The organism is Bilifractor porci (assembly GCF_009696005.1).
GTDB lineage: Bacteria > Bacillota > Clostridia > Lachnospirales > Lachnospiraceae > Bilifractor > Bilifractor porci.
The window spans coordinates 120,571-133,950 of sequence record NZ_VUMV01000003.1; the positions used below are offsets into that span (position 1 = coordinate 120,571).

Annotated in this window: 11 protein-coding genes; 4 read left to right on the plus strand and 7 right to left on the minus strand. The window is 50.8% G+C overall.

Features of this window, described 5'->3' with window-relative positions; all coding sequences use genetic code 11:
• Positions 1 to 76: 76 nt before the first annotated feature.
• Positions 77 to 586 (minus strand): DUF6106 family protein, encoded by a 510-nt coding sequence (locus FYJ60_RS05640; RefSeq protein ID WP_154457693.1) that lies wholly within the window; start codon positions 584 to 586, stop codon positions 77 to 79.
• Between the two features lie 552 nt (positions 587 to 1,138).
• Between FYJ60_RS05640 and FYJ60_RS05645 the strand changes: the two genes are divergently transcribed.
• Both FYJ60_RS05645 and FYJ60_RS05650 read left to right on the plus strand, forming a co-directional pair.
• A complete protein-coding gene (locus FYJ60_RS05645; protein WP_154457694.1) occupies positions 1,139 to 2,251 on the plus strand; it encodes an ABC transporter ATP-binding protein in 1,113 nt (370 codons plus the stop codon).
• A 231-nt stretch (positions 2,252 to 2,482) separates the two neighbouring features.
• A complete protein-coding gene (locus FYJ60_RS05650) occupies positions 2,483 to 3,562 on the plus strand; it encodes a PucR family transcriptional regulator (RefSeq protein WP_154457695.1) in 1,080 nt (359 codons plus the stop codon).
• A 178-nt stretch (positions 3,563 to 3,740) separates the two neighbouring features.
• Here FYJ60_RS05650 and groL read toward each other — a convergent pair whose 3' ends face one another.
• From groL to topA, 5 genes are all read right to left on the minus strand, one after another.
• On the minus strand, positions 3,741 to 5,363 hold the full coding sequence (gene groL / locus FYJ60_RS05655; RefSeq protein ID WP_154457696.1) for a chaperonin GroEL: 1,623 nt from the start codon (positions 5,361 to 5,363) through the stop codon (positions 3,741 to 3,743).
• A gap of 92 nt (positions 5,364 to 5,455) precedes the next feature.
• On the minus strand, positions 5,456 to 5,728 hold the full coding sequence (locus FYJ60_RS05660; protein ID WP_154457697.1) for a co-chaperone GroES: 273 nt from the start codon (positions 5,726 to 5,728) through the stop codon (positions 5,456 to 5,458).
• A gap of 92 nt (positions 5,729 to 5,820) precedes the next feature.
• A complete protein-coding gene (locus tag FYJ60_RS05665) occupies positions 5,821 to 6,048 on the minus strand; it encodes a hypothetical protein (RefSeq protein ID WP_154457698.1) in 228 nt (75 codons plus the stop codon).
• Between the two features lie 107 nt (positions 6,049 to 6,155).
• The gene (gene codY / locus FYJ60_RS05670) at positions 6,156 to 6,962 is read right to left on the minus strand and encodes a GTP-sensing pleiotropic transcriptional regulator CodY (RefSeq protein WP_154457699.1); all 807 of its coding nucleotides are present in this window, start codon (positions 6,960 to 6,962) and stop codon (positions 6,156 to 6,158) included.
• A gap of 229 nt (positions 6,963 to 7,191) precedes the next feature.
• Positions 7,192 to 9,261 (minus strand): type I DNA topoisomerase, encoded by a 2,070-nt coding sequence (topA, locus tag FYJ60_RS05675; protein ID WP_154457700.1) that lies wholly within the window; start codon positions 9,259 to 9,261, stop codon positions 7,192 to 7,194.
• Between the two features lie 208 nt (positions 9,262 to 9,469).
• Between topA and FYJ60_RS05680 the strand changes: the two genes are divergently transcribed.
• Positions 9,470 to 10,990, plus strand: a complete 1,521-nt coding sequence (locus FYJ60_RS05680) for a YifB family Mg chelatase-like AAA ATPase (protein ID WP_154457701.1) — start codon at positions 9,470 to 9,472, stop codon at positions 10,988 to 10,990.
• 37 nt (positions 10,991 to 11,027) lie between these two features.
• Positions 11,028 to 11,975, plus strand: coding sequence for a DNA-processing protein DprA (dprA, locus tag FYJ60_RS05685; protein ID WP_330579123.1), 948 nt, complete (start codon positions 11,028 to 11,030; stop codon positions 11,973 to 11,975).
• 62 nt (positions 11,976 to 12,037) lie between these two features.
• Here the strand turns inward: dprA and FYJ60_RS05690 are convergent, their stop codons facing one another.
• Positions 12,038 to 13,348, minus strand: coding sequence for a peptidase U32 family protein (locus tag FYJ60_RS05690; protein WP_154457703.1), 1,311 nt, complete (start codon positions 13,346 to 13,348; stop codon positions 12,038 to 12,040).
• Positions 13,349 to 13,380 lie beyond the last annotated feature (32 nt).

Consider the following 13,380-nt stretch of genomic DNA (forward strand, 5'->3'; position numbering starts at 1 on the left):
CCTGAACAAAAGCAAGCTGTTGTAATAATTGTACGAGTTTAGCAGACGCCTGTTGAAATGTCAATCGCCAGAAAAATCACTGAAGATAGACCTTTCCCGGCATTCTGGTTCGCAGATCCTGAAGGATCTTCTCGCCGGGCTCAAGCAGAACCATCTGTTTCTGACTGTTTACACTGATAATAAAGGCATAGACCTTATCGCTGTTTTCCGGTTTTCCGGAGGAATAATCTACTTTTTTTATGTTTGGATTGCCGCGGAACCCGTCCATATGACTGGAAGAAAGCGGCGCCAGAAGCTCCATTTCCTTCATATTATAGGAAGCCATCTGCTTTCTGCTCTGCTTGGAAAAAATCTTGGCGATATCCAGTTCCCCACTCACATAGGAATATTCATATTCCACATCCAGGCGGGGGCTGAGAAACATTTTCATAAGCAGCGGTATCAGAAGCAGCACCAGAAGAAATGGCTGAAAGAAGATACCAACAGCAAGAATAAGAATAGTCAGATAAACCGGAAGCGTTTTCAGGACAGACTCTGCCGTTGTCCGTTTCTTTTTGACCACAACCTCTGTAAATAAATCATCCATACAATGAACTCCCATGCCGGCCCTGCCGGTGCGCCCTCTTAATAATAGTGCCTTCTTAAATAATAGCATTTTTTCAAGATTCGTTTGTCAGGCTCTGCCGGAATTACAGCAGAAACCCAAGCCGTTCTCTGTAAATAATAAGTATAATCGAACTTTCTTTTTTTTACAAGGCAGACCAAAAATTCGGGCTGGCTCTTCTGAACACAGGTACGTGAAGGCCGAAAATTCGGGCTGGCACTTATGAGCACAGGCGCGCGAAGGCTAAAATTTTTTCAGGCACAGGAAATGGGAAAATACCATATCCTGTGATCTATAACAGCCCAAACGCTTCCGGAATGTCCTGTGCCGGTAATCCCTTTCACGGCAGCTTGGGCAATCTGACGAAGCTCTTCGCAAATTCTTGTAGGGTCATCCATGGAATCTTCCATTTTAAGCCGTTATACTGGACAAAGAACACCGGACTGAACCGATTCCGCAGATACAGGAACAGGACAGTCTCAGGATAAGAATGACCGCCGGTGCATCCGGCAGAATTACAGGGAGGTAACTTCAATGTCCAGTTTATCATTGGAACACATCGGAAAAAAATACCCCAACGGCTTTGAGGCTGTTAAAGATTTTAATCTGGAAATCGCTGACAAGGAATTCATCATTTTCGTCGGTCCTTCCGGATGCGGAAAATCCACTACGCTTCGTATGATTGCAGGTCTGGAGGAGATTTCTTCCGGCACGCTGAAGATCGATGGAAAAGTTATGAACGACGTAGACCCGAAGGACAGAGATATTGCCATGGTTTTCCAGAACTATGCCCTGTATCCGCATATGACCGTATTTGACAACATGGCATTCGGTCTGAAGCTCCGCAAGGTTCCGAAGGATCAGATTGAAAAAACCGTAAAAGAGGCAGCCAAGATCCTGGATCTGGAGCACCTTCTTGACCGTAAGCCGAAGGCACTTTCCGGCGGCCAGAGACAGCGTGTTGCCATGGGCCGTGCGATTGTCCGTAATCCCCGTGTCTTCCTGATGGACGAGCCGCTGTCCAACCTGGATGCCAAGCTCCGTGTTCAGATGCGTACAGAAATTGCCAAACTGCATGACAGACTGGGCGCAACGATTATCTATGTAACACATGACCAGACCGAGGCCATGACCCTTGGTACCCGCATTGTTGTTATGAAAGAGGGCGTTGTTCAGCAGGTGGATACTCCCCAGAATCTGTACAATGAGCCCGGCAACCTGTTTGTCGCAGGATTTATCGGTTCCCCACAGATGAACTTCATGGATGCCGTTGTAGAAGAGAAAGGTTCTTCCATCATCCTGAACGTAGGCGGGCAGGAATTCACGCTTCCTGAGAACAAGGCAAAAGTCCTGAAAGAAAAAGGCTATGTCGGGAAGACCGTTGTTGCCGGTATCCGTCCCGAAAATGTAGATGATGATCCGGAATCTCTGGCAAAATATCCGAATTCGACCTTTGAGGCAAAAATTAACGTTTATGAGCTTCTTGGCGCAGAAGTATTCCTGTATTTCGATTTTGCCGGCACTCCGATGACTGCACGCGTACAGCCCGGAACGCCTGCCAGAACAGGTTCTACCGTCAAATTCGCTATTGAAATTGATAAAATGCATATCTTTGACAAGGACACCGAGCTGGCAATCTGCCACTGATTCCCTGCAAAGACGAATGTACACATGGCCGGCGGATCTCTGCATCCGCCGGTTCTTTTATTGTATAAGCGATGCGAGAGCTGCTGAAAGCGGCGAAGCAGCGCGGCGGACTTATACAGGCTGATAATCCAAAAGTCCGGTTTCGGAGCAAAAGCTTACGGGACGCTTGCAGAAAACCGGCAGCACTTATAGAATAAGAGCAAAGCCAGCAAAAAACCGGAGGTACTGTTTATGATTTCAGCAAAGCTATTACTAAGCGCGGTCAGTGATCTGGAGGATATCCTGGATGTCCATTACATCGTCTATAACCATACAGGAGAATGTATTTACGGCCCGGCCCGCCAGGCGGACACCGACTCTTCCGCGGTTTCCCGGTTTATCGGATCGGCCGCGGAAACCATGGTGATCAATGATACTTATTATTTTAAGGTGTTTGAGAATGAGCGGACAGAGTACGTGATTGAGGCAGGCGGCACCAATGCCGAACTGGGCGGACGTCTTGCCGTCAGTGAGATCCGGCACATGCTGGCAGTCTCCGATGCCCAGACAGACCGCAGCCTTTTTATGCAGAATGTTCTTTTGGACAATTTTCTTTCCACAGACATGCACGCCAAGGCCAAAAAGCTGAAAATCAGGGAAAACATCCGCAGGATTGTTTATCTTGTCGAGGTAAACCCTGACAGGGACAACACCGCACACCAGGTCTTGAAAGCGGTCTGCTTAACAACGAAATACGATGTGTTTGTCACTCCTGTGGATTCCAGGCATCTGGCTGTGATTCAGGAAACCGATCCGGAGGAAACAGAGAAACAGTTCCATCAGCAGGCAGAAGTTTTCCTGGATACACTGAACACTGAGGCTATGATTCCCGCCTATATCTCTTACGGCAACCCTGCCTCTTCTCTGAGCACGCTGTCGCAGTCCTACAAAGAGGCGCAGCTTGCCATGACCGTGGGACAAATATTCAAACCGGATCAGCGGATTTCCTCTTACAACAGTCTGGGGATCGGCCGGCTGATCTACCAGCTTCCTCCGTCTCTGTGCAATCTTTTTCTGAAGGAGACCTTTGACCACGACGTTTTTCAGGAACTGGACGACGAGACGATGCTCACCATCCGCCATTTCTTTGACAACAACCTGAATATCTCCGAGACTGCCCGGCAGCTGTACATTCACCGGAATACACTGGTGTACCGGCTGGAAAGGCTTCAGAAAACAACCGGACTGGATATACGGAAATTTGATGAAGCCATGACATTCAAGATTGCCATGCTTGTACATGACTGCCTGATGCACCAGAAAGAGCTGTAAAAACGCGCGCCTCCGGGCGTACTTGTTTTTTCGCCGGAAAATACGGAGTCTGAACGCAGCAGGCCAGAAGTCTAATCCAAATACTCAAAAAAAGAACGCCTTCCCGGACATTTACCGCCCGGAGAGACGTTCTCTTTTATTCCTCTGATCCGGATTTCTCCGGATTTTTTTCAGTTCATTACATCATGCCGGGTGCGCCTGCGCCAGCGGGTGCCGCGGGAGCCGGCTCCTTGATGATGGAGACTGCAGACTCGGTTGTCAGCAGAGAAGAGGCAACGGAGGTTGCATTCTGCAGGGCACTTCTGGTAACTTTTGCCGGATCCAGGATTCCTGCTTCTACCATATCTACGTACTCTTCTTTATAAGCATCGAAGCCTACGCCAACCGGAGACTCTTTTACCTTGTTGATAATGACAGCGCCTTCCAGTCCTGCGTTCTCTGCAATGGTAGCAAGCGGAGCTTCCAGAGCCTTAACAACGATCATCGCACCGGTCTTCTCGTCGCCTTCCAGGGTCTTTGCATATGCGGCAAGATCTTTGGTAGCGTGAACATAAGCGGAACCGCCGCCTGCGATAATTCCTTCCTCAACTGCCGCACGTGTCGCGTTCAGCGCATCCTCCATACGGAACTTGGCTTCCTTCATCTCGGTCTCTGTTGCCGCGCCTACACGGATAACCGCTACGCCGCCGGACAGCTTGGCCAATCTCTCCTGAAGTTTCTCTCTGTCAAAGTCGGACTTCGTCTCTTCGATCTGAGCCTTGATCTGGGCAATTCTATCCTTGATGGCGCTCTTGTCGCCCGCACCGTCAACGATCGTTGTGGTTTCTTTCTTAATCTGAACGGATTTTGCTTTTCCGAGCATATCCATAGTCGCATCTTTCAGCTCAATTCCAAGCTCGGAGGAAACAACCTGGCCGCCTGTCAGGATCGCGATATCCTGCAGCATCTCTTTTCTTCTGTCGCCATAGCCGGGAGCCTTAACCGCACATACCTTGAAGGTACCACGCAGTTTGTTGACAATCAGAGTAGACAGAGCCTCTCCCTCGACATCCTCCGCGATAATCAGCAGGCTTGCGCCATTCTGAACGATCTGCTCCAGAAGCGGCAGGATCTCCTGAATATTGCTGATCTTCTTGTCTGTAATCAGGATGTAGGGATTCTCCAGGTCCGCCTCCATCTTCTCCATATCTGTTGCCAGATAAGCGGAAACATATCCACGGTCAAACTGCATTCCTTCTACCAGATCCAGCTCGGTCTGCATGGTCTTGGACTCCTCGATGGTAATTACGCCATCATTGGTGACCTTCTCCATAGCATCCGCTACCAGCTTGCCGACTTCATCGTCTCCGGAGGATACAGCGGCAACTCTTGCGATCTGCTCCTTACCGCTTACTTTCTTGCTCATATCCTTAATAAGTTCTACAGCCTTGTCGGTCGCTTTCTTCATACCTTTTCTGAGGATAATCGGATTAGCGCCTGCAGCCAGGTTGCGCATACCTTCATGAATCATCGCCTGCGCAAGTACGGTTGCGGTTGTGGTACCGTCGCCGGCTACATCGTTCGTCTTGGAAGCGACCTCACGGATCAGCTGCGCGCCCATGTTTTCAAATCCGTCTTCCAGCTCGATTTCCTTGGCAATGGTAACACCGTCATTGGTAATGGTCGGCGCGCCATAGGATTTCTCCAGGACTACATTGCGTCCCTTCGGTCCAAGTGTCACACGGACGGTATTTGCCAGTTTATCTACACCAGCCTGAAGGGCTGTTCTTGCTTCCTCTCCGTATTTAATTTCCTTTGCCATAATTGCTTATCCTCCTGATTGATTCTGTGATTGATTCTTTGATTACGGCGTCAAAAGCTGTGAATGGCTCTCTGACGCGTCCCTGTTCATTCTTATTTTACAATGGCAAGAATATCATCCTGCTTTACAACGATATATTCCTCGCCGTCCAGCTTTACCTCTGTCCCGGCGTATTTGGAATAGATGACCTTGTCATCGACCTTAACTTCCATTTTTACATCATCCTTGCCCGGTCCTACCGCGATAACTGTTGCTTCCTGCGGTTTTTCTTGCGCCTGAGAGGTAAGGATAATACCGGATTTTGTCTTTTCCTCTGCTTCTACCTGTTTCAGAACAACCCTGTCACCCAAAGGAACTAACTTCATAGTTTATGCCTCCTTAAATTTTCCTTTTCTTTATTAGCACTCGTTATATCTGAGTGCTATCAACGAAGTATATAATAGTAAAAAGGATATCATTACGCAAGCGCATAAAATATGTAATTATCTCTTTTTATCTCGTTATTTATCATTTTTTCTCTGTTTTTTTCTATTTTTTGCAAACTTCCAATTTTCCAGCCTGGAAACACTGCATTCCTGCCCGCTGCAGTTCCACTGGCAGCGGCTTTGCGAGCTACAGGCATGGTATCACAGGGGTCATCGGTTCCCCAAATCTTCGTGTTTCCCGAAAACGCTGCATCTGCCAATTTCCGGAAAACAGCAGGAGCTGCGAAACCCTTGGTTTCCGCAGCTCCTGCTTATGTACGTTTCTTTCTGTATGATACCGCACGGGTCTTCGTTTTATAAGCCCTGCTTACTTTTTTTCCTGTTCTTTCTGCTTTCCGTTTCTCTGCTTTTTAATTTCGTCCAGCTCATCAAAGATGTAATCATTCAGGACCTTGATGTACGTTCCCTTCATTCCGCTTGATCTGGATTCGATAACGCCGGCACTCTCAAATTTCCGGAGTGCATTGACAATCACCGAACGGGTAATGCCGACACGGTCCGCAATCTTGCTGGCAACAAGGATGCCCTCTGTTCCGTTCAGCTCATCAAAGATATGAATGATGGCTTCCAGTTCGCTGAAGGAAAGCGTGCTGAACGCAGATTTGACAACCTGAATTTTCCGGTTTTCCTCTACATTTTCCTCGTTAACCGAGCGCATCATCTCCAGTCCTACCACCGTCGTCCCGTATTCGCTGACGATGATATCGTCAATATCATAGGGCGGATTGTAGCGGTACATAAAAACGGTTCCCAGCCGCTCTCCCGCGATTTCTATGGGATTGATGATAGCCGTAAATTTGTCGTTCTCCGGATCTTCAAACCCAAGTGTGCTCATATTTACGTTTTCTTTTGTGGAAAGTACGCTCAAGAACCGGTCGTTCAGCAGGCTGTCCACGTGGCTGCCCACTTCATTGGTTAAAAGTTCTGTAATTTCCGGCACTCCCTCGCAGACAGCGACGCCCAGAACCTTGCCTTTTTTACTGATCACAAGAATATTGGAATCCAGACATTCCACCATCACCTTGCAGATGTCATTAAAGACAACCTTGGTCGAGCTGTTGTTGTGCAGCAATTTGTTGATTTTTCTAGTCTTGTCCAGTAGTTGTACGCTCATTTCGTCTCCTGTTCTGCTATTTACACAGCCATTATCGTATGCCACACACAAATCAATACGTCAAACTCATCATAACATAGGAAAAAACAGTGTTCAACATTTTTTCTGAAAATTCCGTCATCATCTTTTATTCATCGCAGAAGATTGAATTTTGAATTGTTTCCAAGAGCGTCGGCTGTATAGTAACAGTAAAATGTGGCCTGTATATGGACATCGTTTGAATATTCTGTCAATCCTTGTCTTCCCGGTTTTTCACAAATCCGCATTCTTTGTCCGCGCAGGCAATCCGGTTTCCGCGGATTACCATATATCCGCCGCACTTCGGGCATTTCTCGCTGACCGGCTGCTGCCAGCTCATAAACTCACACTCCGGATAGTGCTCGCATCCGTAGTAGACCCTTCCCTTTCTGGTTTTCTTGCGGAGTATTTCTCCTCCGCACCGGGGACAGGACACGCCTATTTTCTCCTGATACGGCTTTGTATTCCTGCACTCCGGGAATCCGGGGCAGGCAAGGAATTTGCCGTGGGGTCCGTACTTTACCACCATATGTCTGCCGCAGTTCTCGCAGATGACATCAGACACCTCATCCTCGATCTTTACCTTGTCCAGTTCTTTTTCCGCAGCCTGCACAGAGGCCTCCAGATCCGGCCAGAAATTCTCCACGACGGTTTTCCAGTTAATAATCCCGTCACCGACGGCATCCAGAAGCTGTTCCATATTGGCGGTAAAATTCACATCCACAATGCTGGGGAACGCCTGCTTCATCATATCGTTCACCACTTCCCCCAGCTCGGTCATGTACAGGTTTTTCTTTTCCCTTGTCACATAATGGCGGGCAATGATGGTGGTGATGGTCGGCGCGTAGGTGCTGGGCCGTCCGATCCCGAGCTCCTCCAGCGTTTTTACGAGCGTAGCTTCTGTATAGTGCGCTGGAGGCTGGGTAAAATGCTGTTCCTGCTGGAACTCCAGAAGCTTCAGCGAACTACTCTCTGTAATCCCGCTCAGGTAATCATCCCGCACCTTTCCATCTTCCTCCGGTGCATAGACAGAAAGGAATCCGTCGAAGATCACCTTGGAGGACGCCGCCGTAAAGGTATAGGCTCCGGCCTTGATTTTTACGGAATCCGTTTCATAGCGGGCCGGCGTCATGCGGCTGGCCGTAAAACGCTTCCAGATCAGCTGATAGAGGCGGAACTGTTCCCTGGTCAGATGTTCCTTGACAGATACCGGTGTCCTTGTAATATCCGTGGGACGGATCGCCTCGTGCGCGTCCTGCGCGTTTTTATTGGTATTGGCGGTATTCCCGGCGGCCGAGTACGCCTCCCCGTACTGCTTCGCAATATAAGAACGGGCTGCCAGATCTGCTTCCTCGGAAATACGCGTGGAATCGGTACGCAGGTAAGAAATCAGTCCGACCGTTCCCTCTTTCGGGAGCGTAATCCCTTCATACAGCTGCTGGGCAACCTGCATGGTTTTATAGGTGGACATATTCAGCGTCCGGGATGCCTCCTGCTGCAGCGTGCTGGTTGTAAAAGGAAGAGGCGCTTTTCGGGTGCGCTCCCCTTTTTTTAGTTCCTCCACCCGGAAGGATTCTCCCTCCAGGTCAGAGAGTACCTGCCTGACCTGTTCCTCCGACTGCAGCTCGGTCTTCTTTCCGTCCTTCCCGTAAAAATGGGCGGTCAGGGGCTTTTTCATGCCGTCTACCTGAAGATCCGCGTCCAGAGTCCAGTATTCCTTCGGGATAAAAGAATTGATCTCATCCTCCCGGTCGGCAATAATACGCAGCGCCACGGACTGTACCCGGCCGGCGGAAAGGCCGCGCTTGATTTTCTTCCACAGAAGCGGACTGATCTCATACCCGACCATGCGGTCCAGACATCTCCGCGCCTGCTGTTCATTGACCAGATTCATATCAATGTCTCTGGCATTTTTCAAAGACGCCTTAACGGCCGATTTTGTAATTTCATTAAATGTGATCCGGCGCATTTTTTTCGGATCCAGCTTTAATGCCTTGGAAAGATGCCAGGATATCGCCTCACCCTCACGGTCCGGGTCGGTAGCCAGATAAACTTTATCCGCTTTCGAGGCGGCTTTCTTTAAGGAAGCAACCAGTTCTCCCTTTCCACGGATGGTTATGTATTTCGGTTCAAAATCATGCTCCACATCAATTCCGAGACTGCTTTTCGGCAGATCCCTGACATGGCCGTTGGACGCAAGAACCGTGTAGTTCGGTCCGAGAAATTTCTTGACAGACTTCACCTTAGTCGGTGACTCAACGATAACAAGGTTATTTGCCAAAACAAATGCCTCCCGCAAATACTTATATAAATTGCCTATTTCCTCCGAATCTGCGATACGCATGCATCACTATAACGCAAAAGATCAGTCCTTGCAAGAAAATTTCTGACAAAGGAATGCTTTTCTCCTTGACAGCTGACAAAAACTGTTCAATACTGAAGGTGCTTTCGGGGGAAAGCTTTGTCTGCGCAGAGAGTCAGGAGGCTTTATGTTCTGCAGTATTCTCTCTGCCGCAATTTACGGCGTGGATGCCGTTCCCATCTGGGTAGAAGCAGATGTGAGCAGCGGCATGCCCGTTTTTTCCATGGTCGGTTTTGTCTCCTCCCAGGTAAGGGAAGCACAGGACCGCGTCCGCACCGCACTTCGCAACCTGGGCATTCTTCTTCCGCCCAAACGCATCACCATCAATCTTTCTCCGGGCGATATCCGGAAAGAAGGCACCCGCTTTGACCTTCCGATTGCCGCCGCCGTTCTTCAGGCAGTTGGAGAAATACCGGAACACGCCCTGGATGGCGCCATGCTGGTCGGTGAGCTTCATCTGGATGGCAGGACTGAACGGATTGCCGGGGTGCTTCCCAGCGTCCTGATGGCAAGAGAAAGAGGCTGCCGGATCTGTCTGGTGCCGGCAGGCAATCTGAGGGAGGGGCAGATTGTCTCCGGAATCCGTGTCATAGGCATCCGTCATCTGCGCGAGCTGATACAGTTCTGCAAGAGTTCCTCTCTCCCTTCTTCCGGACCGGCTCCTGTTTCCGAAGGGGCGAAATCAGCTTCCCAAGAGGATTTCCGCGACATCCGCGGACAGGCTTCTGCCAGGCGCGCCGCACTGATCTCTGCAGCCGGATTTCACAATCTCCTTTTGTCCGGTCCTCCCGGCTCCGGAAAATCTATGATAGCCAGGAGGATTCCGGGGATTCTCCCTCCTCTTACGCCGGAAGAAAGTCTTGAGATATCCCGGATTTACTCCATTGCAGGACTGCTTCCCGAAGGACAGCCGCTGATGAAAAGCCGCCCCTTCCGCGCACCGCATCACAACATTTCCGCCGCGGCACTCTGCGGCGGCGGTATCATTCCCCGGCCGGGCGAAATTACGCTGGCGCACAGGGGAATTCTGTATCTGGACGAACTGCCGGAAGCCGACCCGCGCACCTTGGAAATGCTGCGCCAGCCACTGGAAGAACGTCGGATTACCGTTTCCCGTTCGGGCGGGACCTTTCTGTTTCCCGCATCCTTCCTTTTTATTGCCGCCATGAATCCGTGTCCCTGCGGCTACTACCCGGACCGGAATCGCTGCAGCTGTTCTCCAAGAGAAATCGAGCTGTATCAGGCACGGATCAGCCAGCCCCTCCTGGACCGTATCGACCTGCACTGCAGCGTCCCGGCCGTCAGCTACTCTGACCTGACCTCTCCTTCTCAAAACGGAGTCTCCTCCGCCCTGCTTCAGAAAAAAGTTACGGCTGCAAGCCTGATTCAACAGGAACGGTATCGGAACGAAAGCTTTCTCTTTAACAGCGAGCTTCCCGTTTCCCTTCTGAACCGGTACTGCTTCCTTACCGGCGAGGCCTCGCGCATGATGGAAAATGCCTTCACCCATCTGAAACTCAGCGCCAGAGGCTACCACCATCTTCTCCGGGTATCCCGGACCATTGCGGATCTGGAGCATTCCGACTCCATCTGCGAAGCACATATCAGCGAAGCAATCTGCTTCCGCACCCAGAGACGAGATGCATAATCTCCCGCCGCCAACAATGCAAAGAAAGGAGATTCTCGTGCAGAAAAGAAACTATATTCTTGACACTTCGCCGGAACTGACGCAGAAAATCCGTCTGGTGGAAAAATACCGTCCGGACGGAACGGTTAACCCTGCCTATCCCTCCCGGCTCCTTCCCTATGGCCAGATGCCGAAATCTTTGTTCCTGATCGGCGAATTTCCCGACCCGTCAGGAAAGACAGCCGCCATTGTCGGCGCCCGCAGCTGCAGTGCCTACGGAAAAGCGGAGGCACGACGGTTTGCCGCCGAACTGGCCTCCTCCGGCGTGCAGATTATCAGCGGAATGGCTTCCGGCATTGATGCCTGGGCGCAGAAGGGTGCCCTGGATGTCCGCGGCAGGACCTTCTCCGTTCTGGGCTGCGGAGTCAATGTCTGCTATCCCAGAGAAAACTACAGCCTGTATCGGGAAATTGCAGAGGGGCACGGAGGACTGATCTCGGAATTCGCCCCGGATGCCCTGCCCATCTCCTGGCATTTCCCGATCCGCAACCGCATAATCAGCGCCCTGGCCGATATCGTTCTCGTTGTGGAAGCCCGCCTGAAAAGCGGCTCGCTGATCACCGCGGATTATGCCCTGGATCAGGGCAAAACCGTCTATGCCGTTCCCGGCAGAAACGACGACCCTCTGAGCCAGGGCTGCAACCGTCTGATCGCACAAGGCGCGGGAATTGCCACCTCTCCGGAGGTTCTGCTGGAGGAACTCGGACTGGCCGCGCCGGAAAGTAAAAAAAGGGAAAAACAGGAAAGACAGCTCCCGCCGGAATGGAAAAAATCAGAAGAATTCAGAAAAATCTTTACCGGCCTGAACAGCCGGGAAATATCCCTCGCGGATCTGCAGGAAAAAACAGGAATCGAAATGCCGCAGCTGTGCCGGGTGCTGATGCAGCTATGCATGTCCGGATATGCCGAAGAAGCCGCGCCCGGCTATTACCGGAAGACGTATTAAATAAAATAGAGCGCAAGCGCTTTCCGGAGGGGTATTCATTTATTGTAAAAAGAACAGCTTACTTACTCTTTACGCATCCGCAGGATATCGAAGGGCTGGGGAATGCCGCCGAGCTTCACGTGGAGTTCCTGCTGCGGGTGGGGCGCGCTGTCCATGGCATTTCCCTCCGCATCCAGTATTTCCTCCACAACAACTTCCGGATTGCTTCCGTCCGGCTTCATCACCTCAATACGGTCGCCGACCGAGAATTTGTTTTTCTGATGCAGCACCGTATACCCTTTCGCGTCCTCTCCTTCGGCAATCCCCAGGCAGATGTAGTTGGTAATGTACGTGTTGCTGTCATAAATCTGGTCTTCCGAGGAGGGATTATGATAATAAAATCCGGTCGTAAACTGCCGGTAGGTGCAGTCCGCAATCTGTTCCCGATACCAGTCCATATGAGATTGGTAAAGAGCCGGATCTTCCAGATAATCGTCGATTGCTTTTCGGTATGTGCGGGCGACAGTAGCCACATAGAGCGCGCTTTTCATACGTCCTTCTATCTTATAGCTGTCAATTCCAGCCGCTATCAGATCCGGAATATGTTCAATCATACAGAGATCCTTGGAGTTAAAGATGAATGTTCCTCTTTCATTTTCCAGGACAGGAAGATATTCTCCCGGCCGGGTCTCCTCCTGCAGAAACGCCATCCTCTCTTCGGGACGTGTTTCCTTCTCCATCTCTTCCAGCCTTTCCGCGTCCTCCGCCGGCGCGGTCAGATACTTCCATCTGCAGGGATGCGTGCAGGCGCCCCGGTTGGCATCTCTCCCGGTAAAATAATTGGAAAGAAGGCATCTGCCGGAGTAGGATATGCACATGGCCCCGTGGACAAAGCTTTCTATTTCCAGATCCTCCGGAACCTGCTGCCGGATCTCCCGGATTTCCCGCAAAGAGAGCTCCCTGGCCGTCACCACCCTGCGGGCTCCAAGGCGGTACCAGAAAAGGAAGGTCTCCGCATTGGTATTATTTGCCTGCGTGCTGATATGACGGTCTATTTCCGGGCAGATCTCCCCCGCGAGGGTGAACACGCCGGGATCTGCAATGATAAGGGCGTCCGGACGAAGTTTCTTCAGCTCTTTCAGATAAGCGCGTATGCCGGCCAGATCGCGGTTGTGTGCCAGAATATTTACCGTCACATGCACTTTTACCCCATGTTCATGTGCGTAGCGGATTCCCTCCGCCATATCTTCACGGCTGAAATTTTTTGCCTTTGCCCGGAGTCCGAACACTTCTCCGCCGATATAAACCGCATCCGCCCCAAAGGCGACCGCCACCTTCAGCACCTCCAGACAGGAGGCGGGGATCAGAAGCTCCGGTTTTCTTTTTCCGTCCATCGTCCGCATCTTACTATCCTCTGCTATCCTTC